The sequence below is a fragment of the Pseudomonas sp. FSO-7 genome (assembly GCF_059579345.1).
Window position 1 is genome coordinate 525,522 of sequence record NZ_CM184193.1, and the last position, 23,439, is coordinate 548,960.

At 63.2% G+C, this 23,439-nt stretch carries 17 protein-coding genes; all 17 read left to right on the plus strand.

All coding sequences use genetic code 11. The features are described 5' to 3' along the window. Positions 1-156: 156 nt before the first annotated feature. The 17 genes from AC515T_RS02285 to gspG all read left to right on the plus strand — a co-directional run bounded on the left by AC515T_RS02285 (position 157) and on the right by gspG (position 23,439). Positions 157-1,221 carry a pilus assembly protein PilM gene (locus tag AC515T_RS02285; RefSeq protein WP_496531275.1) on the plus strand — a complete coding sequence of 355 codons (1,065 nt, stop codon included), beginning with the start codon at positions 157-159 and terminating at the stop codon, positions 1,219-1,221. Then, the gene (locus AC515T_RS02290; protein ID WP_496531276.1) at positions 1,221-1,787 is read left to right on the plus strand and encodes a PilN domain-containing protein; all 567 of its coding nucleotides are present in this window, start codon (positions 1,221-1,223) and stop codon (positions 1,785-1,787) included. The genes AC515T_RS02285 and AC515T_RS02290 overlap by 1 nt, the downstream gene beginning before the upstream one ends. Beyond that, the gene (gene pilO, locus AC515T_RS02295; RefSeq protein ID WP_496531277.1) at positions 1,784-2,407 is read left to right on the plus strand and encodes a type 4a pilus biogenesis protein PilO; all 624 of its coding nucleotides are present in this window, start codon (positions 1,784-1,786) and stop codon (positions 2,405-2,407) included. Before AC515T_RS02290 ends, pilO begins: the two co-directional genes overlap by 4 nt. Next, complete coding sequence (locus tag AC515T_RS02300) at positions 2,404-2,934, plus strand: pilus assembly protein PilP (RefSeq protein ID WP_496531278.1); 531 nt, start codon at positions 2,404-2,406, stop codon at positions 2,932-2,934. The genes pilO and AC515T_RS02300 overlap by 4 nt, the downstream gene beginning before the upstream one ends. Before the next feature lie 13 nt (positions 2,935-2,947). Then, the gene (locus AC515T_RS02305) at positions 2,948-5,035 is read left to right on the plus strand and encodes a type IV pilus secretin PilQ (RefSeq protein ID WP_496531279.1); all 2,088 of its coding nucleotides are present in this window, start codon (positions 2,948-2,950) and stop codon (positions 5,033-5,035) included. A 4-nt stretch (positions 5,036-5,039) separates the two neighbouring features. Next, entirely contained in the window at positions 5,040-5,558 is a 519-nt protein-coding gene (aroK, locus tag AC515T_RS02310) for a shikimate kinase AroK (protein ID WP_060739556.1), read from the plus strand. Positions 5,559-5,705: 147 nt separating this feature from the next. Next, positions 5,706-6,806 (plus strand): 3-dehydroquinate synthase, encoded by a 1,101-nt coding sequence (gene aroB, locus AC515T_RS02315; RefSeq protein ID WP_496531280.1) that lies wholly within the window; start codon positions 5,706-5,708, stop codon positions 6,804-6,806. Positions 6,807-6,816: 10 nt separating this feature from the next. Next, on the plus strand, positions 6,817-8,406 hold the full coding sequence (locus AC515T_RS02320; protein WP_496531281.1) for an AAA family ATPase: 1,590 nt from the start codon (positions 6,817-6,819) through the stop codon (positions 8,404-8,406). Between the two features lie 350 nt (positions 8,407-8,756). Then, positions 8,757-13,205: a glutamate synthase large subunit gene (gene gltB, locus AC515T_RS02325; RefSeq protein ID WP_496531282.1), complete on the plus strand. Its 4,449-nt coding sequence runs from the start codon at positions 8,757-8,759 to the stop codon at positions 13,203-13,205. Between the two features lie 33 nt (positions 13,206-13,238). Further along, on the plus strand, positions 13,239-14,657 hold the full coding sequence (locus AC515T_RS02330) for an FAD-dependent oxidoreductase (protein ID WP_003196992.1): 1,419 nt from the start codon (positions 13,239-13,241) through the stop codon (positions 14,655-14,657). A 242-nt stretch (positions 14,658-14,899) separates the two neighbouring features. After that, positions 14,900-15,967 (plus strand): uroporphyrinogen decarboxylase, encoded by a 1,068-nt coding sequence (hemE, locus tag AC515T_RS02335; RefSeq protein ID WP_496531283.1) that lies wholly within the window; start codon positions 14,900-14,902, stop codon positions 15,965-15,967. Positions 15,968-16,320: 353 nt separating this feature from the next. Further along, entirely contained in the window at positions 16,321-17,787 is a 1,467-nt protein-coding gene (gene gbpA, locus AC515T_RS02340; RefSeq protein WP_496531284.1) for an N-acetylglucosamine-binding protein GbpA, read from the plus strand. Between the two features lie 67 nt (positions 17,788-17,854). After that, the gene (locus AC515T_RS02345) at positions 17,855-18,364 is read left to right on the plus strand and encodes a type II secretion system protein N (protein WP_496531285.1); all 510 of its coding nucleotides are present in this window, start codon (positions 17,855-17,857) and stop codon (positions 18,362-18,364) included. A gap of 8 nt (positions 18,365-18,372) precedes the next feature. Further along, the gene (gspD, locus tag AC515T_RS02350) at positions 18,373-20,295 is read left to right on the plus strand and encodes a type II secretion system secretin GspD (protein WP_496531286.1); all 1,923 of its coding nucleotides are present in this window, start codon (positions 18,373-18,375) and stop codon (positions 20,293-20,295) included. Further along, on the plus strand, positions 20,292-21,764 hold the full coding sequence (gene gspE, locus AC515T_RS02355; protein WP_496531287.1) for a type II secretion system ATPase GspE: 1,473 nt from the start codon (positions 20,292-20,294) through the stop codon (positions 21,762-21,764). The genes gspD and gspE overlap by 4 nt, the downstream gene beginning before the upstream one ends. A 4-nt stretch (positions 21,765-21,768) precedes the next feature. After that, positions 21,769-22,977, plus strand: coding sequence for a type II secretion system inner membrane protein GspF (gene gspF, locus AC515T_RS02360; protein WP_496531288.1), 1,209 nt, complete (start codon positions 21,769-21,771; stop codon positions 22,975-22,977). Positions 22,978-22,980: 3 nt separating this feature from the next. Beyond that, a complete protein-coding gene (gspG, locus tag AC515T_RS02365) occupies positions 22,981-23,439 on the plus strand; it encodes a type II secretion system major pseudopilin GspG (protein ID WP_496531289.1) in 459 nt (152 codons plus the stop codon).

The following is a 23,439-nucleotide window of genomic DNA, read 5'->3' on the forward strand; positions in this document are numbered from 1 at the left end:
AAGGACCCGTGCTTGCAACAAAGCGAAAAAAACGCTGGGCATTATAAGCATTTTTTTTCGTCGGGAATGCCATCCGGACGTCCGTCGGACGGCCGTGATTGAACGCAATGCATATTAGAGAGTCCGTAACTCACGGATAGTCATAGGGAATTGGTAGTGCTACGACTCTTCAATAAAAAAGCCCATGCGCTTCTGGGGATCGACATCAGTTCGACGTCGGTGAAGCTGCTCGAGTTGAGTCGCCAGGGCGAGCGCTACCGCGTCGAGTCCTACGCGGTCGAACCGTTGCCGGCCAACGCCGTGGTCGAGAAGAACATCGCCGAGCTCGAAGGGGTGGGCCAGGCGTTGTCGCGACTGTTGGCCAAGGCCAAGACGCCCTTGCGCAGCGTGGCGGTGGCCGTGGCGGGTTCGGCGGTGATCACCAAGATCATCGAGATGGACGCGGGCCTGTCCGACGACGACATGGAGAACCAGCTCAAGATCGAAGCCGATCAATACATCCCCTATCCGCTGGATGAGGTGGCCATCGATTTCGAAGTGGTGGGCGTTTCGCCGCGCAGCGCCGAGCGCGTCGAGGTGCTGCTGGCGGCCTGTCGCAAGGAAAATGTCGAGGTTCGCGAGGCCGCGTTGGCGCTCGCCGGGCTGACGGCCCGGGTGGTCGATGTGGAGGCATATGCACTGGAGCGAGCCTTTGGCCTGCTCGCCACGCAACTGGCTGCGTCCCAGGAGCGGCTGACGGTGGCGGTCATCGACATCGGCGCCACCATGACCACCCTCAGCGTGCTGCACAACGGGCGCATCATCTATACCCGCGAACAATTGTTCGGCGGTCGCCAGTTGACCGAGGAGATTCAGCGCCGATACGGCCTGACACCCGAGCAGGCCGGTGTGGCAAAGAAGCAGGGTGGGTTGCCGGACGATTATCTCAGCGAGGTGCTGCAACCTTTTCGCGATGCCCTGGTGCAGCAGGTCTCGCGGTCCCTGCAATTCTTCTTCGCCTCGGGCCAGTACAGCGCGGTGGACCACATTCTGCTGGCCGGGGGCACGGCTTCGGTCGCTGGCCTGGATCGGCTGATCGAGCAGCGCCTGGGTACGCCGACCCAGGTGGCCAACCCGTTTACCAACATGGCCCTGAGCAGCAAGGTCAATGCCGGTGCCCTGGCCAGTGATGCACCGGCACTGATGATTGCCTGTGGGCTGGCCCTCAGGAGTTTCGACTGATGGCGCGGATCAACCTGCTTCCCTGGCGCGAAGAGCTGCGCGAAGAGCGGCGCAAGCGCTTTCTGCTGGCCTTGGTGGCGGCGCTGGTCGGGGCGGTCGGCGTGGTCCTGGTCGCCGTGCGCTACATCGACAGCGCCATCGACCACCAGGTCGCTCGCAACAGCCATCTCTCCGGGCAGATCGCCGTGCTGGACGAGCGCATCAAGCAGATCAGCGAGCTGAAAGCCCGTCGCCAGCAATTGCTGGAGCGCATGCGCATCATCCAGGACTTGCAAGGGAATCGACCGGTCAGCGGGCGCATCTTCGACCAGTTGGCGAGGACTTTGCCGGACGGGGTGTATTTCACCGAAGTGAAGATGGAGGATCGGACGCTCTTCATCAAGGGGGCCGCGGAGTCGAACAACCGGGTCTCGGACCTGATGCGCAACCTGGACTCGTCGGACCTGTTCGATGCGCCCAGTTTGACGGAGGTCAAGGCCACCACCGCCGGTCAGCTCGACCAGGCCAACGTTTTCCAGCTGACGGTTCGCCAGACCCGCCCGGCCGTAGTGGAGGACGCCCAATGAAGCCTGGGGAGTGGTTCGACGCGTTGCGCAAGATCGACATCAGTGACCTGGACACCAACAACATCGGTTCCTGGCCGGCCCCCATCAAATGGCTGGCCGGCATCCTGCTGGTGGCCCTGGTGCTGGGGCTGGGCTATAACTTTGCCTTGAGTGACCTGGAAAACCAGTTGCAGCAGGCGCATGAGGAAGAAAGCACCCTCAAGGCGCAATTCGCGGGCAAGGCCCACATGGCCGCGAACCTGGAACGCTACACCGAGCAGATGAAGCAGATGGAAACGTCTTTTGGTGTGCTGTTGCGGCAATTGCCCAGCGATACCGAAGTGCCGGGCCTGCTGGAAGACATTACCCGCACCGGCCTGGGCAGCGGCCTGGAGTTCGAGGAAATCAAGCTGCTGCCGGAAGTCACCCAACCGTTCTACATCGAGCTGCCGATCCAGATCACCGTGACTGGCGGCTACCACGACCTGGCGACATTCGTCAGTGGAGTGGCCGGGCTGCCCCGGATCGTCACGCTGCACGATTTCGAAATCGCCCCGGTGGAGCCCGAGGCAGGCACGAAGCTGCGCATGAGCATCCAGGCCAAGACCTACCGCTACAACGAGCAGGAGGCGCAGCCATGAGGCCGCTGGTGTGTCGCCTCTGCCTGCTGGCAGGCCTGGTCGCGCTGACGGGCTGCAACAACGATAGCGGGTTCAGCGACCTGGACGCCTACATGAACGAAGTGCGCCTTCGTCCGCCCGGCAAGATCGAGCCGACACCGACGTTCAGGCCCTACGAGACCTTTACCTACAGCGCAGCGAACCTGCGCAGCCCGTTTTCCCGGCAGGTCCGCGTGGACCAGGCCGACCGGCAGCGCGGCTCGCGCAACGTCCGGCCCGACCCCAACCGGGTCAAGCAGTACCTGGAAGGCTTCAACATCGAGCAGTTTGAAATGGTCGGTACGATCTCCAACGCTGGTGGCTCCTTCGCGCTCCTGCGAGGCGCGGGCGGGGTGCATCGGCTCAAGGTCGGTGACTATCTGGGGCGCAATGATGGGCGGATCGTCGCCATCAGCGCCACCCAGGTCGATGTGGTCGAAATCGTTCCCGATGGCGAGGGTGCCTGGCTGGAGCGACCACGGACCATTCCTTTGAAAGAGCATTCATAGTGGAACTCGAACAATGAACAGGTTTTTTTCAGCCCTCGGTATTTCGCTATGGATAGCGCTGTTGTCGCCGATGGTTCATGGGGCCAGTCTGAAGACGCTGGATGTGGCGGCGTTGCCGGGGGACCGTGTCGAGTTGAAGCTCACCTTCGACGGGCCGCCGCCGACGCCCCGGGGCTACACCACCGAACAACCGGCCCGGATTGCCCTGGACCTGCCAGGCGTGACCAATCAACTGGCCAACAGGCGTCACGACCTGGGCGGGGGCAATGCGCGTAGCGCCACCGTGGTCGAGGCGGGGGATCGCACCCGGTTGATCATCGGCCTGACCCAGCTGGCGCCGTATGACACCCGGGTCGAAGGCAATAGCCTGTTCGTGGTGGTTGGCAAGGGCCAGACCCCGAAGAGCACTGCTTCGAAGCCCTCTGTCCAAGCCCCGCGTCCGGCGGTTGCCAGCGCTGCGCCCGCGCGGGCCAGTGCGCCGGCGGGCAAGGCGATTCGTGGGGTGGATTTCCAGCGCGGGACCCAGGGCGAAGGCAACGTGGTGATCGATTTGTCCGATCCATCCATCGCCCCGGACATCCAGGAGCGCGAAGGCAGGATCATCCTCAATTTCGCCAGGACCCAATTGCCCGAGCCGCTGCGGGTGCGCCTGGACGTCAAGGACTTCGCCACCCCGGTGCAATTCGTCAATGCCAGCGCCGGCAGCGACCGGGCGACCATCAGCATCGAGCCCAGTGGCACCTTCGACTACTCGACCTACCAGACCGATAACAAGCTCACCGTCAGCGTCCGGCCCATGACCGTCGACGACCTGCAAAAGCGCAATGCCGACCGCGCCGCCTACAGCGGCGAGAAGCTCTCGCTCAACTTCCAGGACATCGAAGTGCGTTCGGTCCTGCAATTGATTGCCGATTTCACCAACCTGAACCTGGTGGCCAGCGACACGGTGCAGGGCGGCATCACCCTGCGGTTGCAGAATGTGCCTTGGGACCAGGCGCTGGACCTGGTGCTCAAGACCAAGGGCCTGGACAAGCGCAAGGTCGGCAACGTGCTGCTGGTGGCCCCGGCCGATGAAATCGCGGCGCGCGAACGCCAGGAATTGGAGTCGCAGAAGCAGATCGCCGACCTGGCGCCGCTGCGGCGTGAACTGTTGCAGGTCAACTATGCGAAGGCGGCGGACATCGCCAAGCTGTTCCAGTCGGTCACCAGTGCCGAGGCGAAAGCCGACGAGCGCGGCACGATCACGGTGGATGAGCGCACCAACAACATCATTGCCTACCAGACCCAGGACCGGCTCGACGAACTGCGCCGGATCGTCGCGCAGCTGGATATTCCGGTGCGCCAGGTGATGATCGAGGCGCGGATTGTCGAGGCCAACGTCGACTACGACAAAAGCCTGGGCGTGCGCTGGGGCGGGTCGATACAGAACAAGGGCAACTGGAACTCCTCGGGGGTGACCACCGGCGACTCCACCACCATTGGCACGCCGGGCAGCACCGGCACCAACCAGCCATTCGTCGACCTGGGGGCCTCGGGCAATACTTCGGGGATTGGCATTGCGTTCATCACCGACAACGTCTTGCTGGACCTTGAGCTGACGGCCATGGAAAAAACCGGCAACGGCGAAATCGTCTCCCAGCCCAAGGTGGTGACGTCCGACAAGGAGACGGCAAAGATCCTCAAGGGCACGGAAATCCCCTATCAGGAAGCCAGCTCCAGCGGCGCCACCTCGGTGTCGTTCAAGGAGGCCTCGCTGTCGCTGGAGGTGACCCCGCAAATCACCCCGGACAACCGCATCATCATGGAGGTCAAGGTCACCAAGGATGAGCCGGACTACTTGAACAAGGTGCAGGAGGTGCCGCCGATCAAGAAAAACGAAGTCAACGCCAAGGTCCTGGTCAATGATGGCGAGACCATTGTGATTGGCGGGGTTTTCTCAAATACTCAGAGCAAGGTCGTAGATAAGGTGCCATTTCTTGGCGATGTGCCGTATCTTGGCCGCCTTTTCCGGCGTGATGTGGTCTCGGAGAAAAAATCCGAGCTGCTGGTGTTCCTCACTCCGCGTATCATGAATAACCAGGCGATTGCTGTGAGTCGTTGATTCTGTGCGAAATTTGATTCTTGTTGGGCCGATGGGCGCTGGAAAAAGCACCATCGGCCGTTTGCTGGCCAAAGAGCTGCGCCTGCCGTTCAAAGATTCCGACAAGGAAATTGAATTGCGCACGGGTGCCAATATCCCATGGATCTTCGATAAGGAAGGCGAACCGGGCTTTCGTGACCGTGAGCAGGCGATGATCGCCGAGCTGTGCGCGTTCGAGGGCGTGGTGTTGGCCACCGGTGGCGGCGCGGTGATGCGCGAAGCCAATCGTCGGGCGCTGCATGCCGGCGGACGAGTGGTCTATCTGCACGCCTCCGTCGAACAGCAGGTCGGCCGCACCGCCCGGGATCGCAACCGGCCGTTGTTGCGCACCGCCGACCCGGCCAAGACCCTGCGGGACCTGCTGGAGCTGCGTGATCCGCTGTATCGGGAGATCGCCGACCTGGTGGTGGAAACCGACGAGCGGCCACCCCGGATGGTGGTGCTGGACATTCTCGATCGCCTGCAGCAACTGCCGCCCCGTTAATGCGCCTGGCGAAATGCGCTATCCTCGACGTCCCGTCATGGTCCGGCTGGGGCGTGGCGGATGGCCATTAACTGGCTCGGAACAAGCACCGTGGACTTTCGTTAATTGCAGGCAGGACGCCTGATTCCATCTTCACTGTGGGGACACATGCAGACACTTAAGGTCGACCTGGGCGAGCGCAGCTACCCGATCCATATTGGCGAAGGCTTGCTGGACCAGCCCGAACTGCTGGCGCCGCACATCGCCGGGCGGCAAGTGGCGATCATTTCCAATGAAACCGTCGCGCCTCTGTATCTGGAACGTCTGACCCGCAGCCTGTCGGCCTTCTCGGTCATTTCCGTGGTATTGCCCGACGGCGAAGCCTTCAAGAACTGGGAAACCCTGCAACTCATTTTCGACGGCCTGCTGACCGCACGGCACGATCGCCGCACCACGGTGGTTGCCCTGGGCGGTGGCGTGATCGGCGACATGGCCGGTTTTGCCGCCGCTTGTTATCAGCGCGGCGTCGATTTCATCCAGATCCCCACCACGCTGCTGTCCCAGGTCGACTCGTCGGTGGGCGGCAAGACCGGGATCAACCATCCGCTGGGCAAGAACATGGTCGGCGCCTTCTATCAGCCCAACGTGGTGCTGATCGACACCGCCACCCTCAATACCTTGCCGGCCCGCGAGCTGTCTGCGGGGCTGGCGGAAGTCATCAAGTACGGGCTGATCTGCGACGAACCGTTCCTGGGTTGGCTCGAAGAGAACGTCGACCGCCTGCGTGCGCTGGACCAGGCGGCCTTGACCTACGCCATCGAGCGCTCCTGCGCCGCCAAGGCCGCCGTGGTCGGTGCCGATGAGCGTGAGTCGGGGGTGCGCGCCACCCTTAATCTGGGTCACACCTTCGGCCATGCCATCGAAACCCACATGGGCTATGGTGTCTGGCTGCACGGTGAAGCGGTGGCGGCCGGTACGGTCATGGCCCTGGAGATGTCCGCGCGCCTGGGCTGGATCAGCGAACAGGAGCGCGATCGCGGTATTCGTCTGTTCCAGCGCGCCGGGCTGCCGGTGGTTCCGCCCGAGGAAATGAGCGAGGTGGATTTTCTTGAACACATGGCAATCGACAAAAAAGTGATCGACGGTCGTCTGCGTCTGGTGCTGCTGCGCCACATGGGCGAAGCGGTGGTGACCGACGATTATCCGAAAGAAGTTCTACAGGCCACGCTGGGAGCGGACTACCGCGCCCTGGCTCAGCTTAAAGGTTAATAAGATTCCGATGACTAGTTTGCATGCCGACGAGGCTTTCCTCGGCCATTTCCAATTGAGTCATGACCCCTTTGCCCCACGGGTCCCGGGCTTCAAGTTCTTCCCCGCCCAGCGCAAGCCGGTGCTGGGTCAGTTGCATCACCTGGCGCGCTACAGCCAGTTGCTTCTGGTGGTCACCGGTCCCCAGGGCAGCGGCAAGACTTTGCTGCGCCAGGCCCTGGTGGCCAGCACCAACAAACAGTCAGTGCAAAGCGTGGTGGTGTCGGCCCGTGGCGCTGGCGATGCCGCCGGTGTGTTGCGCCAGGTGGCCCAGGCGCTGAATGTCGCCCAGGCCGAAGTCGGTGCGATTCTCGAGCAGATCGTGCAACTGGCGTTGACCGGGCAGGAAGTCTATCTGCTGGTGGACGATGCCGAGCAACTCGACGAGTCGGCCCTCGAAGCCCTGCTGGCCTTGGCGGCCGGTGCGCCGGAGGGCCGTCCCCACGTGTTCCTGTTCGGCGAGTCGTCGCTGATCGCCGACCTGGACCAGTTGAACCTCGAGGAAGAGCGCTTTCACGTCATCGAGCTGGCGCCCTACACCGAGGAAGAAACGCGTGAATACCTGGCCCAGCGTCTTGAGGGCGCGGGCCGGGGTATCGAACTTTTCACCGCCGATCAGATCTCTGAGATTCACGAAAGCTCCGATGGCTGGCCTGGCAACATCAACCAGGTGGCCCGCGATGCTCTGATCGAAGTCATGATTGCCAGCCGCTCAGCGGTGAAGCGTCCAAGTATGGGGTTCAACATGCCGAAGAAACACGTATTGGCAATTTCCGCCGTCGTCGTGGTCGCGGTTGCCGCCGCCTGGCTGATGCCGGGTCGCACCAAGGCACCCACCACGGGTGCCCCTGCCAACGAACAGGCGCAACTGCCCCTCGGCCAAGGTACGCCGCAACCCAACGGTGGCGCGCCGGCCGTGGAATTCGCCGGCAACACCCAGCCGATGCCGCTGCCGCTGGTCGGCCAGTCGCAACCGGTCATGCGCGGCCCACTGGCCGAGGCGGCCGGCGGCATCACCGAAGGCGACGACGGCGCAGCGCCACCGATCGACGACAGCAGCGACGTGCCGCCGACCGTGACCACCACCGCACCGCCCGTGGGCGTGCCGGCCGGTCCGACACCGACGCCAACGCCTGCTCCGGCGGCCAAGCCGACCCCGGCGCCGACCCAGGTGGCCACCGCCAAGCCTGCACCGGTTCCAGCGCCTGCGGCCAAGCCAGCGGCGCCAGCAGCACCGGCGGCCAAGCCTGCTGCTACCCCGGCCAAGGCTGCGGGCGGTAGCTGGTACGCCGGCCAAGCCCCGGGCAACTACGTGGTGCAGATCCTCGGCACCAGTTCCGAAGCCGCGGCACAGAATTTCGTCAAGGAGCAGGGCGGCGAGTACCGTTATTTCAAGAAAGTGCTCAACGGCAAGCCGCTGTATGTCATCACCTACGGCAGCTTTGCCAACCGTGATGCGGCCGTTTCCGCCATCAAGGCCTTGCCAGCGAAGGTTCAGGCTGGTAAACCTTGGCCTCGCACTGTCGCCAGCGTCCAACAGGAACTGGCAGCAACTCGCTGAAGATTCGGCGGCCTTACCCAGGCCGCCTCTCCCGGCAACCTCAAAATTTCCGCAAGGGCGGGCGACCTTTCAGGCCGCGCGCCTTGTGGTGTCTGCGTCACAGTAGCGTTTGAGTCGTAGCGGTCGAACCCAAAAAAGTTTTGACTAGCACAGCATATAGCTTTAAACCTTTCACAAATGCGACATGGATTTGCGACAGTTCGTCGTCAAATTTGTGAGCCCCTGTGTCGGTGTGTACAATGACCTCCCTTTTGCCCCCGCAAAGCTGGCGTACGTTCGGCGCGGCACGCAACTGGTTGAATTGAAAAGAAATTTGCCTCGATGAGAGGCAGCCTGGTGAGAAAGTGTCTATGAAAGCAGGTCTGTACCAACCAGATGAATTCAAGGATAACTGCGGTTTCGGCCTGATAGCCCATATGCAGGGCGAGCCCAGCCATACCCTTTTGCAAACGGCCATTGAGGCCCTGACCTGCATGACCCACCGCGGTGGGATCAACGCCGACGGCAAGACCGGCGACGGTTGTGGCTTGCTGATTCAAAAGCCTGACGAGTTCCTGCGTGCCGTAGCCCAGGAAACGTTTGGCGTGACCCTGCCCAAGCAATACGCCGTGGGCATGGTGTTCTTCAACCAGGACCCGGTGGAGGCTGAGGCGGCTCGCGAAAACATGAATCGCGAGATCCTGGCCGCCGGCCTGCAACTGGTTGGCTGGCGCAAAGTGCCGATCGACACCAGCGTCCTCGGCCGCCTGGCGCTCGAGCGCCTGCCGCAGATCGAGCAGGTGTTCATCGCTGGCGAAGGCCTGAGCGACCAGGACATGTCGATCAAGCTGTTCAGCTCCCGTCGTCGTTCGTCCGTGGCCAATGCCGCCGACACCGATCACTATATCTGTAGCTTTTCCCACAAGACCATTATCTACAAAGGCCTGATGATGCCGGCGGACCTCACCGCCTTCTATCCGGACCTGAGCGACGAGCGCCTGAAAACCGCGATCTGCGTGTTCCACCAGCGCTTCTCCACCAACACCCTGCCGAAATGGCCGCTGGCCCAGCCATTCCGCTTCCTCGCCCACAACGGCGAGATCAACACCATCACTGGCAACCGCAACTGGGCCGTGGCCCGTCGCACCAAGTTCGCCAACGACCTGATGCCGGACCTCGAAGAACTCGGCCCGCTGGTCAACCGCGTGGGGTCGGACTCCTCGAGCATGGACAACATGCTGGAATTGATGGTGACCGGTGGCATCGACCTGTTCCGCGGCGTGCGCATGCTGGTGCCGCCGGCGTGGCAGAACGTCGAGACCATGGACCCGGACCTGCGCGCCTTCTACGAATACAACTCCATGCACATGGAACCATGGGACGGCCCGGCCGGTATCGTCATGACCGACGGTCGCTACGCCGTGTGCCTGCTGGACCGTAACGGTCTGCGTCCGGCGCGCTGGGTCACCACCACCAACGGGTTCATCACCCTGGCCTCGGAAATCGGCGTCTGGAACTACCAGCCCGAAGACGTCATCGCCAAGGGCCGCGTAGGTCCGGGCCAGATCTTTGCCGTGGACACCGAGACCGGCCAGATCCTCGACACCGACGCCATCGACAACCGTCTCAAGTCCCGTCATCCGTACAAGCAATGGCTGCGCAAGAATGCCCTGCGCATCCAGGCGACCATGGAAGACAACGACCACGGCTCGGCTTTCTACGACGTCGACCAGCTCAAGCAGTACATGAAGATGTACCAGGTGACGTTCGAAGAGCGTGACCAGGTGCTGCGTCCGCTGGGCGAGCAGGGCTACGAAGCGGTCGGCTCCATGGGTGACGACACACCGATGGCCGTGCTGTCGCAGCGCGTGCGCACACCGTACGACTATTTCCGCCAGCAGTTCGCCCAGGTGACCAACCCGCCGATCGACCCGCTGCGCGAAGCGATCGTGATGTCCCTGGAAATCTGCCTCGGTGCCGAGCGCAACATTTTCCAGGAGTCGCCGGAACACGCCTCGCGGGTGATCCTCAGCTCGCCGGTCATTTCTCCGGCCAAGTGGCGTTCGTTGACCAACCTCGACCGTCCGGGTTTCGCGCGTCAGGTCATCGACCTGAACTACGACGAAAGCGTCGGCCTGGAAGCGGCGATCCGCAACGTGGCCGATCAGGCTGAAGAAGCCGCGCGCGCCGGGCGTACCCAGATCGTCCTCAGCGACCGCCATATCGCTCCGGGCAAGCTGCCGATCCACGCCTCGCTGGCCACCGGTGCGGTGCACCATCGCCTGACCGAAAAAGGCCTGCGCTGCGACTCCAACATCCTGGTGGAAACCGCCACCGCCCGCGATCCGCATCACTTCGCGGTGCTGATCGGTTTCGGCGCCTCGGCGGTGTATCCGTTCCTGGCCTATGAAGTGCTGGGCGACCTGATCCGCACCGGTGAAGTACTGGGCGACCTCTACGAGGTGTTCAAGAACTACCGCAAGGGCATCACCAAGGGCCTGCTCAAGATCCTGTCGAAGATGGGCATCTCGACCATCGCCTCGTACCGCGGCGCGCAACTGTTCGAGGCCATCGGCCTGTCCGAAGAAGTCTGCGAGCTGAGCTTCCGTGGCGTGCCGAGCCGCATCAAGGGGGCGCGCTTCGTCGATATCGAAGCCGAACAGAAAGCCCTGGCCGCCGAAGCCTGGAGCCCGCGCAAGCCGATCCAGCAGGGCGGCCTGCTGAAGTTCGTCCATGGCGGTGAATACCACGCCTACAACCCGGACGTGGTGAACACCTTGCAAGCGGCCGTGCAGCAGGGCGACTACAGCAAGTTCAAGGAATACACCTCGCTGGTGGACAACCGTCCGGTGTCGATGATCCGCGACCTGCTCAAGGTCAAGACCCTCGATACGCCGCTGGACATCAGTGAAGTGGAGCCGCTGGAATCGGTGCTCAAGCGCTTCGATTCGGCCGGTATCTCCCTCGGTGCCCTGTCCCCGGAAGCCCACGAAGCCCTGGCCGAAGCCATGAACCGCCTCGGTGCGCGTTCCAACTCCGGCGAAGGCGGCGAAGACCCGGCGCGCTACGGCACCATCAAGAGTTCGAAAATCAAGCAGGTGGCCACCGGCCGCTTCGGTGTGACGCCGGAATACCTGGTCAACGCTGAAGTGCTGCAGATCAAGGTAGCCCAGGGCGCCAAGCCCGGCGAAGGTGGCCAGTTGCCCGGTGGCAAGGTCAACGGCCTGATCGCCAAGCTGCGTTATGCGGTCCCCGGCGTGACCCTGATCTCGCCGCCGCCGCACCACGACATCTACTCGATCGAAGACTTGTCGCAACTGATCTTCGACCTCAAGCAGGTGAACCCCAAGGCACTGGTCTCGGTGAAGCTGGTGGCGGAAGCCGGCGTCGGCACCATTGCGGCCGGCGTGGCCAAGGCCTATGCCGACCTGATCACCATCTCCGGCTACGACGGCGGCACCGGTGCATCGCCGCTGACCTCGATCAAGTACGCCGGTGCGCCGTGGGAACTGGGCCTGGCCGAAACCCACCAGACCCTGCGCGGCAACGATTTGCGCGGCAAGGTCCGGGTACAGACCGACGGTGGCTTGAAAACCGGTCTGGATGTGATCAAGGCCGCTATCCTCGGCGCCGAGAGCTTCGGCTTCGGCACCGCGCCGATGATCGCCCTGGGCTGCAAATACCTGCGCATCTGCCACCTGAACAACTGCGCTACCGGTGTGGCGACCCAGAACGAAAAGCTGCGCAAGGACCACTACATCGGCACCGTCGACATGGTGGTGAACTTCTTCACCTACGTCGCCGAAGAAACCCGCGAGTGGCTGGCGAAGCTGGGCGTGCGCTCCCTCGAAGAGCTGATCGGCCGTACCGATCTGCTGGACGTGATCGAGGGTCAGACCGCCAAGCAGCAGCACCTGGACCTGACCCCGTTGCTGGGCAGCGATCTCATCCCGGCGGACAAGCCACAGTTCTGCCAGGTCGATCGCAACCCGCCCTTCGACAAGGGTGAGCTGGCCGAGAAGATGGTCGACATGGCCGCTGCGGCGATCAACGACCTGAGCGGTGCCGAGTTCGAGCTGGACATCTGCAACTGCGACCGTTCCATCGGCGCGCGGATCTCCGGCGAAATCGCCCGCAAGCACGGCAACCAGGGCATGGCCAAGGCGCCGGTGACCTTCCGCTTCAAGGGCACCGCGGGCCAGAGCTTCGGCGTCTGGAACGCCGGTGGCCTGAACATGTACCTGGAAGGCGATGCCAACGACTACGTGGGCAAGGGCATGACCGGCGGCAAGCTGGTCATCGTTCCGCCCAAGGGCAGCGTCTACAAGACCCAGGACAGTGCCATCATCGGCAACACCTGCCTCTATGGCGCCACGGGCGGCAAGCTGTTTGCCGCCGGCACCGCGGGCGAGCGTTTTGCCGTGCGTAACTCCGGCGCCCACACTGTGGTGGAAGGCACCGGCGATCACTGCTGCGAGTACATGACCGGTGGTTTTGTCTGCGTGCTGGGCAAGACCGGTTATAACTTCGGCTCTGGCATGACCGGCGGTTTCGCCTACGTGCTCGACCAGGACAACACCTTCGTTGACCGGGTCAACCACGAACTGGTGGAAATCCAGCGGATCAGCGGCGAGGCGATGGAAGCCTATCGCAGCCACCTGCAAAACGTGCTGAACGAGTACGTCGCGGAAACCGACAGCGAGTGGGGGCGTGAACTCGCCGAAAACCTCGATGACTACTTGCGCCGTTTCTGGCTGGTCAAGCCCAAGGCTGCCAACCTGAAATCGTTGCTTTCCAGCACTCGTGCCAACCCGCAGTGATATGCGCCTGAAGAGTTTGATGAGGTTTTAACAATGGCTGAACGTCTGAATAACGACTTCCAGTTCATCGATGTCGGGCGCAAGGATCCGAAGAAGAAACTGTTGCGTCAACGCAAGAAAGAGTTCGTGGAAATCTACGAGCCTTTCAAACCCCAGCAGTCGGCCGACCAGGCCCACCGCTGCCTGGGCTGCGGTAACCCGTACTGCGAATGGAAGTGCCCGGTGCACAACTTCATTCCCAACTGGTTGAAACTGGTGGCCGAGGGCAACATCCTCCAGGCCGCCGAGCTGTCCCACCAGACCAATACCCTGCCGGAAGTCTGCGGCCGGGTGTGCCCGCAGGATCGCCTGTGTGAAGGTGCCTGTACCCTCAACGACGGTTTCGGCGCGGTGACCATCGGTTCGGTGGAGAAGTACATCACCGACACCGCGTTCGCCATGGGCTGGCGCCCGGACATGTCCAAGGTCAAGCCGACCGGCAAGCGCGTGGCGATCATCGGTGCCGGCCCGGCGGGCCTGGGCTGTGCCGACGTGCTGGTGCGCGGTGGCGTGACCCCGGTGGTGTTCGACAAGAACCCGGAAATCGGCGGCTTGCTGACCTTCGGCATCCCCGAGTTCAAGCTGGAAAAGACCGTGCTGAGCAATCGTCGCGAAGTCTTCACCGGCATGGGCATCGAGTTCCGCCTGAACACCGAGGTGGGCAAGGACGTGACCATGGAGCAACTGCTCGAAGAATACGATGCGGTCTTCATGGGCATGGGCACCTACACCTACATGAAGGGCGGCTTTGCCGGCGAGGACCTGCCGGGCGTCTACGATGCACTCGACTTCCTGATCGCCAACGTCAACCGCAACCTGGGCTTTGAAAAGTCGCCGGAAGATTTCGTCGACATGAAAGGCAAGAAGGTCGTGGTGCTCGGTGGCGGCGACACGGCGATGGACTGCAACCGCACGTCGATTCGCCAGGGCGCCAAGTCGGTGACCTGCGCCTATCGTCGTGACGAAGCGAACATGCCTGGTTCGCGCAAAGAGGTGAAGAACGCCAAGGAAGAAGGCGTGAAGTTCCTCTACAACCGCCAGCCGATCGCCATTGTCGGTGAAGACAAGGTCGAGGGCGTGAAAGTGGTCGAGACCCGTCTCGGCGAACCGGACGCCCGCGGTCGTCGCAGCCCCGAGCCTATCCCGGGTTCCGAAGAGATCATCCCGGCCGACGCCGTGGTCATCGCCTTCGGCTTCCGCCCGAGCCCGGCCCCGTGGTTCGAGCAGTTCAGCATCCAGACCGACAGCCAGGGCCGCGTCGTGGCGCCGGAACAGGGCCAGTACAAGCACCAGACCAGCAACCCGAAGATCTTCGCCGGTGGCGACATGGTCCGGGGTTCCGACCTGGTGGTGACGGCGATCTTCGAAGGCCGCAATGCGGCGGAAGGGATCCTGGATTACCTGCAAGTCTGACCACTTCCTGTTCTTGGAATGTGATCAAAATGTGGGAGCGAGCTTGCTCGCGATAGCGGTGGATCAGTCGACGGAAATGTTGAATGTGATGCCCTCATCGCGAGCAAGCTCGCTCCCACACTGATTTTTGGTGTTCCCTGATACCGCGACAAATTGCCCCGATAGATAAAAGGCACGGCTCTTGCCGTGCCTTTTGCGTCGCGCTCTGAGAAAATGCCCGCACTTTTTTTCCGGATGCCGACATGACTGCCCTGAAGAACGACCGTTTCCTTCGCGCCCTGCTCAAGCAACCCGTGGACGTCACCCCCGTATGGATGATGCGCCAGGCCGGTCGCTATCTGCCGGAGTACCGCGCCAGCCGCGCCAAGGCCGGTGACTTCATGAGCCTGTGCATGAACCCCCAGTTCGCCTGCGAAGTCACGATGCAGCCGCTGGACCGTTATCCGCAGTTGGACGCGGCGATCCTGTTCTCCGACATCCTCACCATTCCCGACGCCATGGGCCAGGGCTTGTACTTCGAGACCGGCGAAGGCCCGCGCTTCAAGAAAGTCGTCAGCACCCTGGCCGACATCGAGGCCCTGCCGATTCCCGATCCGCAGAAGGACCTGGGCTACGTCATGGACGCGGTCAGCACCATTCGCCGTGAACTCAACGGTCGCGTGCCGCTGATCGGCTTCTCCGGCAGCCCGTGGACCCTCGCGACCTACATGGTCGAAGGCGGTTCGTCGAAAGACTTCCGCAAGACCAAGGCGATGCTCTACGACAACCCGCAAGCCATGCACCTGTTGCTGGACAAGCTGGCCCAGTCGGTCACGTCCTACCTCAACGGCCAGATCCTGGCCGGCGCGCAAGCGGTGCAGATCTTCGATACCTGGGGCGGCAACCTGTCGGCGGCGGCATACCAGGAGTTTTCTCTGGCCTACATGCGCAAGATCGTCAGCGGCCTGATCCGCGAGCACGAAGGTCGCCAAGTCCCGGTGATCCTGTTCACCAAGAATGGTGGCCTGTGGCTGGAAAGCATCGCCGAGGCCGGCGCCGACGCCTTGGGCCTGGACTGGACCTGCGACATCGGCAACGCCCGCGAGCGTGTCGGTCACAAGGTCGCCCTGCAAGGCAACATGGACCCCACCGTGCTCTACGCCAAGCCTGAAGCCATCCGCGCTGAAGTCGGGCGCATCCTGGCCAGCTACGGCAGTGGCAGCGGCCATGTGTTCAACCTTGGCCATGGCATCACCCCGGAAGTTGACCCGGAACACGCCGGCGCTTTCCTGCGGGCAGTGCATGAGCTGTCGGCGCAATATCACGTCTGATTGCGGCCCCTGTCACCCAGCCTGTCCGGACCTGTGCCGGACGGGCTTTTTATTGCTCGCTTGTTTAACGGTCTGACATAAAGCCCGCCGATTATTCTTTCTGGCGTATTTGTTTATGTTTGTTTGTCTTCTTTTTGATAGTTGTTTTTATTCGTAGGAAGTTTCGTAAGTTATGTAGGGGGAATTGATTCAGAGATCATTCCTTCTGAGTTGAGAGATTTGTCCTACACATGGAATCTGTAACTTTCTATAAGGTTCCGGGCACTTGCAAGGGCAGGCGCTGGGCGGCCTGGCGCACCTTTCAAGAGGACGGTGATACGTCTTTCATTTTTGATGACTAGTCTGGAATTTATATGAAGAACAACTTCAACAAGCGCAATGTATTAACAGGGTGTGCGTCCTCATTAGTTCTGTTGTCGGCCATGGCGACTTCCCAAAGTGTTGTGGCCCATGGTTTCGTCGATGTACCGCCTTCACGTGCACTGTTGTGCCAGAAAGGCGTCAACCTGAACTGCGGCGGCGCGCAATACGAGCCACAGAGTACCGGCGAAACCTTCAAGGGCTTCCCGAATGGCGCCGGTGGTGCGCCGCTGCAAGGTCCTATCGACGGTAAAATCGCCAGCGGCGGCAATGCCAACTTTTCTGCGCTTGATGCCCAGTCGGCCACGCGCTGGCATCTGACCGAAATCAATGACCGCAACATCACCTTTCAATGGCAATACTCCGCGGCGCATCCAGCGACCAGACACCAATACTTCATTACACGCGACGGCTGGAACCCGAACGAAGTGCTCAAGCGTGCCTCGTTCGACAGCACGCCGTTCTGCACGGTGGATGGCGGTAATCAAGTTCCGGTAGGCGGCGCCCCGCACAATTGCGTCATTCCCGACAGCAAGACGGGTCATCACGTCATCCTGGGGGTCTGGACGGTGGCCGACACTGATAACGCGTTCTACGACCCGATCGATGTGAACATCCTCGCCGAAGCCGCTCTGCCGGGCGGCTGGTCGCCGGTGGGCAGAATTGCGCCATCGACCCAGCTGTTGGCGGGTGACAAGGTCAAGGCTCGGGCATTCTCCGCCACCGGCGAAAATGCCGCGTACAGCGTGGAAATCAGCATCGACAACGCTGAGGAAGGCAAGGCTGAAAACTGGTCGCTCAAACTGGCCGAGGCCCTCAACAGCGCCCAGCCGCTCATTCGTGCCGGTATCCGTGACGAAGACGACAACATCACGCCGGTCAAGGGCGCCAACAGCCTGTATGCCCAGGAGGAAAGCGGTGTGACCCGCTATGAAGTGCAACTGGACATGCGCGAAGACGCCAACGCCAGCATGGAACTGTCCTCTCTGCAGCCAGAGTACGTACTCGACAAAGGTCGGGTCAGCATGGCGCTCACCGTGCAGACAAACCGCAGGATGAACCTTGAAGCCACGTTGTTCGATGAGAAGAACAAGCAGGTGGGTATCGTGCAGACCGCAGGCGAAGGCAATACCGCCCTGAGCCTGGACGTGCGCGGCGCCGCCCCTGGCGCGCACACCTTGACGCTGGTGGGCACCACCGAAGACGGCCGTACCACGCGCCAGGAGACCCGAACGGTCACCCTGACCGGCGAGGGCGTAGGCATCGAGTACGACTTCGTGTTCCCTGAAGGCATCAGCGACTACACCGCCGGCACGAAAGTGCTGCAGCCCAAGACTGACGAAGTCTACGAGTGCAAGCCGTTCCCTGCGTCCGGCTACTGCAAGCAGTACAGCCCGACGTCGAACGGTTTCGAGCCGGGTGTCGGTGCGTCGTGGCAAAACGCCTGGGACCAGCTGTAAGTCCTGACAGGCATGGCCCCGGGCGATCCGCACGGGTTGCCTGGGGCCTTCAGACGAGAACGCAGTTATGTCTATCCATGACTCCAGGCGGGTGCTGGTGCTCGTGCCGCTGCTCTACGGGATATTCCTGGCCGGGCAGGAGTGGCGTTTTCGCCAGGCATTGGGCCGTGACGTGCCAGTGGTGACCGACTCGCCAGCGGCGCCGGCTCGCGACCTGCCCAACGTCCAAGCGGTGGTGACCGTGCTCGGCCTGGCGCCTGCAGTTGCCCAGGCGCCGAGCGCCGAGCCGATTACGTTGCAAGCCAGTTTTGTCGCCGGCCAGGGTTTGTCGCGAGCCTTGCTGGCGGACGCCGCCGGCCCGCGCATTTACCAAGTGGGTGAGCGCTTGCCCGGTGGCAGCGTGCTGCGCCGGGTCGAGGCCAGCCATGTGACGTTGTGGCGCAATGGACGTGAAGAGCGGTTGTCCCTGCAACCCGCGGCCAAGCCCTTGTTGCGTCGGCTGGGCCACGAAGACGGGCGCCATGCCGCGCTTCAGTCCCTGCAATACCTACGCCCGGTGGCCGGGCAATCAGAGTGATCGAATTCATGAACAGCTTTATCCGGGGCCGTGTTTCACGCGTCCTGTTCTGCCTCGCGGCGTCGTGCCTGCTGACGCCCGCCGGTTCGCTGCAGGCCGAGGAGGCTCAGTGGCAACTGGCGATGAACAACGCGGAACTGCGCGACGTGGTCGAGGAGTTCTCCGCGATCCTGGGCAAGACCGTGGTGCTCGATCCCCGCGTGTCGGGGCGTATCACCGTCATGTCCCGCGGGGCGCTGGACCGCGAAGGCGTGCGGCGGTTGTTCTATTCGGTACTCGATGCGCATAACTTTACCGTGATCGATGAGGGCGAGCGGATCCTGATCACGCCGGTCAGCGATGCCAAGACGCGCGCGGGTATCGCCGACGAACAAGGCGCCACGCCGTCGCAGTTCGTCACCCGTGTCCTCGACCTGCAATCGAGCATCGCGGCCGATGTCGCCGGGTTGGTCCGGCCCCTGGTATCGGCCAATGGTTACGTCGGCCCTTCGGTATCGTCCAACGCCCTGGTGGTCACCGACACCGCCGCCAATGTCCAGCGCATCGCCGGGGTGGTGCGGCAGCTGGATTCTGGGCGCAACCGCAATCATGGGGTGGTGCGGTTGCAGCACGCTTTGGCCGGGGACATCGCGCCGCTGATGGAAGCCTCCGGCGGCAAGCGCGAGGGTGACACGGCAGGCGTGGTGATCGCCGATGCCCGCAGTAATCGGCTGGTGATCATTGGCGCTCCGGCGGTGCGCCAGCGCCTGGTCGATCTGGCGCGGAGCCTGGATGTCCCGGCCGCCGCCTCCCAGGACAACGCCCGAGTCATCCGCCTGCGCCATAGCGATGCCAAGCAATTGGCCGAGGTGCTGGAGGCGGTCGGTCAGGACAGGAAAACCACGCCGGCACAGACCGGCCTGCGGGAAAGTGCCAGCGCCAGCCCGTTCATGATCAAGGCCGACGAAAGCCAGAATGCTTTGGTGTTGATCGCCGAACCGGCCCAGGTCCGCACCATTGAAAACATCGTCCGTGAATTGGACCAGCCCCGGGCCCAGGTGCTCATTCATGCGGCCATCGTCGAGGTCACCGGCGATATCGCCGAAGCGCTGGGGGTGCAGTGGGGGCTCAAAAGCGGCAGCGCGACAGGGGCCATCAACTTTCCGGGGACCGACATCCCGATCATCGGGCTGGACCTCAACAAGCTGGATAAAAAGACTGAAGGTGCCTTCCTGCGGCTGGGCAGCGATCGCTTCAGTGCGCTGGTCTCGGCACTGGCGAGCAATGCCCACAGCAACCTGCTGTCCACCCCCAGCCTGCTGACCCTGGATAACCAGGAAGCGGAAATCATCGTGGGCCAGAACGTCCCGTTCAAGACCGGTTCCTACGCCACCAGCGGCAACGGCGCGGACAATCCGTTCACCACCGTTGAGCGCAAGGATGTCGGCATCAGCCTCAAGGTCAAGCCCTACATCAACGAAGGCTCGACCTTGCGCCTGGAAGTCGAGCAGGAAGTGTCGGACATCGCGCCTTCGGTCTCCGGCGTGGATTCCTCTGACCTGATCACCAACAAGCGCGCCTTGAAGAGCACGATCCTGGCGGACGATGGCGAGATCATCGTAATCGGTGGCTTGATCCGCGACAGTGTCCGCACCCAGCAAAGCGGCGTGCCGCTGCTGCGCAGCATTCCGTACCTGGGCGCGCTGTTTCGCTGGACCCGCGACACCCAGACCAAAAGCAACCTGATGGTGTTCCTGCGCCCGACCATCGTGCGCAGCAGCGAAGACCTGGCCGAGGTCAGCCGCCAGCGCTACGACGCGCTCCGGGAGCTGAGCAAGCCTGGCTCGCGGAAAAACAATTCGCTGCTGCTGCCCCGGGATGCCCATCAGTTGTTCGAGTCATCCACGGATGCATCGACGACCGATCCGCAGCAGCGTTCGGGTGCCTTGTGACTGACCCCCAGGCCCCGTTGCCGTTCGGTTTCGCCAGGCGCCTGGGCGTGCTGCTGGAAGGCGCCGGGCCAACGTTGAGCCTGGTCATGCGCCGCGACACGCCGCTGACGGCCTTGGCCGAAGTGCGGCGCCTGTGTGGGCGGGACTTGCCGATCCAAGTGCTGGAACCGGCGCCGTTCGCTGCGCGCCTGGCCAGCGTCTATCGCCAGGGCCAGAGCGCTGCCGAGCAGGTGGCCCAAGGCTTGGACGAGGAGCTGGATCTGCTCAGCCTGGCCGACCAGATGCCGCAGACCACTGACCTGCTGGAGCAGCAGGGCGATGCGCCGATCATCCGCCTGATCAATGCCCTGCTCAGCGAGGCGGTCCGCGAACACGCCTCGGATGTGCACCTGGAAACGTTCGAGCAATACCTGTCGGTGCGCATGCGCATCGACGGGCAGTTGCAGGAAATGCTCCGTCCGCGCCGGGAACTGGCGAACCTGCTGGTGTCGCGGATCAAGGTCATGGCGCGCCTGGACATCGCCGAAAAACGCGTGCCCCAGGACGGCCGGATGGCGTTGCGCCTGGCCGGCCACGAGGTCGATGTGCGGGTCTCCACCCTGCCGTCGGCCCATGGCGAGCGGGTGGTGTTGCGCCTGCTCGACAAGCAGGCCGGGCGCCTGGACCTGCAGCGCCTGGGCCTGCCCGACGACACCCTGGCGAGCCTGCGCCGGTTGCTTGGCAAGCCCCACGGCATCGTGTTGGTCACCGGGCCCACGGGGTCGGGGAAGACCACCAGCCTGTACGCGGCGCTGAGCAGCATCAATGACCAGAGCCGCAACATTCTCACCGTCGAAGACCCCATCGAATATCACCTGCCGGGCATCGGCCAGATGCCGGTCAACCCGAAAGTCGACATGACCTTCGCCCGCGGCTTGCGGGCCATTTTGCGCCAGGACCCGGACGTGGTGATGGTCGGTGAAATACGTGATCGCGAGACCGCTGAAATCGCCGTCCAGGCGTCGCTGACCGGGCACCTGGTGCTCTCGACCCTGCACACCAACACCGCCGTCGGCGCGGTCACGCGGCTGGTGGACATGGGCGTGGACGCGTATCTGCTGGCGTCGTCCCTGGCCGGCATCGTCGCCCAGCGTTTGTTGCGCTGCCTGTGCCCGTCCTGCAAGGCGGCCTATGTGGCCGACGCCGCCACCTGCCGGCGCCTGGGCCTCGACCCCGATGCCGCGCCCCGGTTGTTCAAGGCCCAGGGCTGCGAGCAATGCCAGAAAGGCTATCGCGGACGCTTCGGCATCTATGAGCTGGTGAATGTCAGCGCCGCCCTGTCGCAGCTGATCCACCAGGGCGCCACCGAGCAGGCGCTGGCCGCCGAGGCCCGCAAGACCTCCCGCAGCCTGTTCCAGGACGGCCGCCAGCGAGTGCTGGAAGGCCTGACCAGCGTCGACGAATTACTGCGCATTACCCAGGAGGATTAGCGCCATGCCGACCTTCGATTATCGGGCCGAGAACACCCAGGGCCGACGCTGCAGGGGGCGCGTGGAAGCCGACAGTCCCCGTCATGCTCGCCAATTGCTGCGCGAGCGCGGCTTGTTGCCCAGCGAACTGACTGAGGCCAAGGAACCGCGAGCCTTGGGTGGGCGCCAGGCCGGGGGGCGTTTAGGGCCGGCGGACCTGGCGTTGCTGACGTTGCAGCTGTCCACCTTGATCCAGGCCGGCCTGCCCCTCGAAGAGTCGTTGCGGGCGGTGGCGCAACAGAGCCAGAAGCGGTGCGTCGCCCACCTGCTGGCGGCGGTGCGCAGCCGGGTGATGGAAGGCCACGCGCTGGCGACGGCACTGAGGGCCTTTCCCCAGGCCTTTCCTGAGCTGTTCTGCGCCACGGTCGCGGCGGGCGAGCAGTCCGGTCACCTGGGCCAGGTGTTGGAACAGCTGGCGAGTTACACCCAGGCGCGCCAGGCCTCGCGCCAGCGCATTCAACTGGCGTTGGTGTACCCGCTGATCCTGATGCTGGCTTGTGTCGCGATTGTCGCCTTCCTGCTGGGTTACGTGGTGCCGGATGTGGTGAAGATTTTCATCGACAGCGGCCAGCCGTTGCCCTGGCTGACCCAGGCGCTGATCGTCGTGAGCGAAGGCTTGCGCCGCCATGGCCTGTTGCTGCTGGGCGTGCTGGCCGGGCTGTTCGGGCTGTGGCGCTGGAGCCTGCGCCAACCGGCCTGGCGCCTGCGCTGGCACCGTTTGTTGCTGCGGCTGCCGCTGTTGGGCGAGGTGCTGCGGGCGATGGAAGCGGCCCGATTCGCCAGCACCTTGGCGATCCTGAGCAAAAGCGCCGTGCCGCTGGTGGACGCCTTGCACATCGCCGCGCAGGTGATCGGCAACCTGACGATCCGCGCGCGCATGGCCGATGTCGCCCGTTCGGTCCGCGAGGGCGGAACCCTGACCCGTGGCCTGGAGCAGGGCGGTGATATTCCGCCGCTGATGCTGCACATGATCGCCAGCGGCGAACGGGCCGGCGAACTCGACAACATGCTGGCCCGGGCCGCCGAACAACAGGAAGCCAGCCTCGCGGCGCGCATCGCGCTGGTGGTGAGCCTTTTCGAACCGGCCATGTTGGTGCTGATGGGCGGCGTCGTGCTGCTGATCGTCATGGCCATCCTCCTACCGATCCTGAGCCTCAACCAATTGGTGAATTGACCGATGAAACTCCAAAGCAACCGACCTGCACGCCATCAACAACGCGGCTTTACCCTGATCGAGATCATGGTGGTGGTGGTCATCATTGGCGTGCTGGGCGCCATCGTGGTGCCGCAGTTCATGAGCCGACCCGACCAGGCCAAGGTCACAGCCGCCCGCACCGATCTCCAGGCGATCGCCACGGCCCTTGAAATGTACCGCCTCGACAACTTTCAGTACCCCTCGACCCAACAAGGCCTGGAGGCGTTGAGCAAGCGCCCGTCCGGCACGCCCGCAGCGCGGAACTGGAACCCCCAGGGGTATCTGAAAAGCCTGCCGGTCGATCCCTGGGGCACGCCCTACCAGTACCTCAATCCGGGGCGCAAATCCGTCGATGGCAGCTACGACCTCTACTCTCTGGGCGCCGATGGCGTGTCGGGTGGTGAAGGGATGGCGGCCGACATCGGCAATTGGGCCGAGTGA

Excerpts from the sequence above, each read along its gene's own strand:
- AC515T_RS02290 (WP_496531276.1), top strand. The coding sequence starts at position 1,221 with ATGGCGCGGATCAACCTGCTTCCCTGGCGCGAAGAGCTGCGCGAAGAG.
- pilO (WP_496531277.1), top strand. The coding sequence starts at position 1,784 with ATGAAGCCTGGGGAGTGGTTCGACGCGTTGCGCAAGATCGACATCAGT.
- AC515T_RS02300 (WP_496531278.1), top strand. The coding sequence starts at position 2,404 with ATGAGGCCGCTGGTGTGTCGCCTCTGCCTGCTGGCAGGCCTGGTCGCG.
- AC515T_RS02305 (WP_496531279.1), top strand. The coding sequence starts at position 2,948 with ATGAACAGGTTTTTTTCAGCCCTCGGTATTTCGCTATGGATAGCGCTG.
- aroB (WP_496531280.1), top strand. The coding sequence starts at position 5,706 with ATGCAGACACTTAAGGTCGACCTGGGCGAGCGCAGCTACCCGATCCAT.
- AC515T_RS02320 (WP_496531281.1), top strand. The coding sequence starts at position 6,817 with ATGACTAGTTTGCATGCCGACGAGGCTTTCCTCGGCCATTTCCAATTG.
- gltB (WP_496531282.1), top strand. The coding sequence starts at position 8,757 with ATGAAAGCAGGTCTGTACCAACCAGATGAATTCAAGGATAACTGCGGT.
- AC515T_RS02330 (WP_003196992.1), top strand. The coding sequence starts at position 13,239 with ATGGCTGAACGTCTGAATAACGACTTCCAGTTCATCGATGTCGGGCGC.
- hemE (WP_496531283.1), top strand. The coding sequence starts at position 14,900 with ATGACTGCCCTGAAGAACGACCGTTTCCTTCGCGCCCTGCTCAAGCAA.
- gbpA (WP_496531284.1), top strand. The coding sequence starts at position 16,321 with ATGAAGAACAACTTCAACAAGCGCAATGTATTAACAGGGTGTGCGTCC.
- AC515T_RS02345 (WP_496531285.1), top strand. The coding sequence starts at position 17,855 with ATGTCTATCCATGACTCCAGGCGGGTGCTGGTGCTCGTGCCGCTGCTC.
- gspD (WP_496531286.1), top strand. The coding sequence starts at position 18,373 with ATGAACAGCTTTATCCGGGGCCGTGTTTCACGCGTCCTGTTCTGCCTC.
- gspF (WP_496531288.1), top strand. The coding sequence starts at position 21,769 with ATGCCGACCTTCGATTATCGGGCCGAGAACACCCAGGGCCGACGCTGC.
- gspG (WP_496531289.1), top strand. The coding sequence starts at position 22,981 with ATGAAACTCCAAAGCAACCGACCTGCACGCCATCAACAACGCGGCTTT.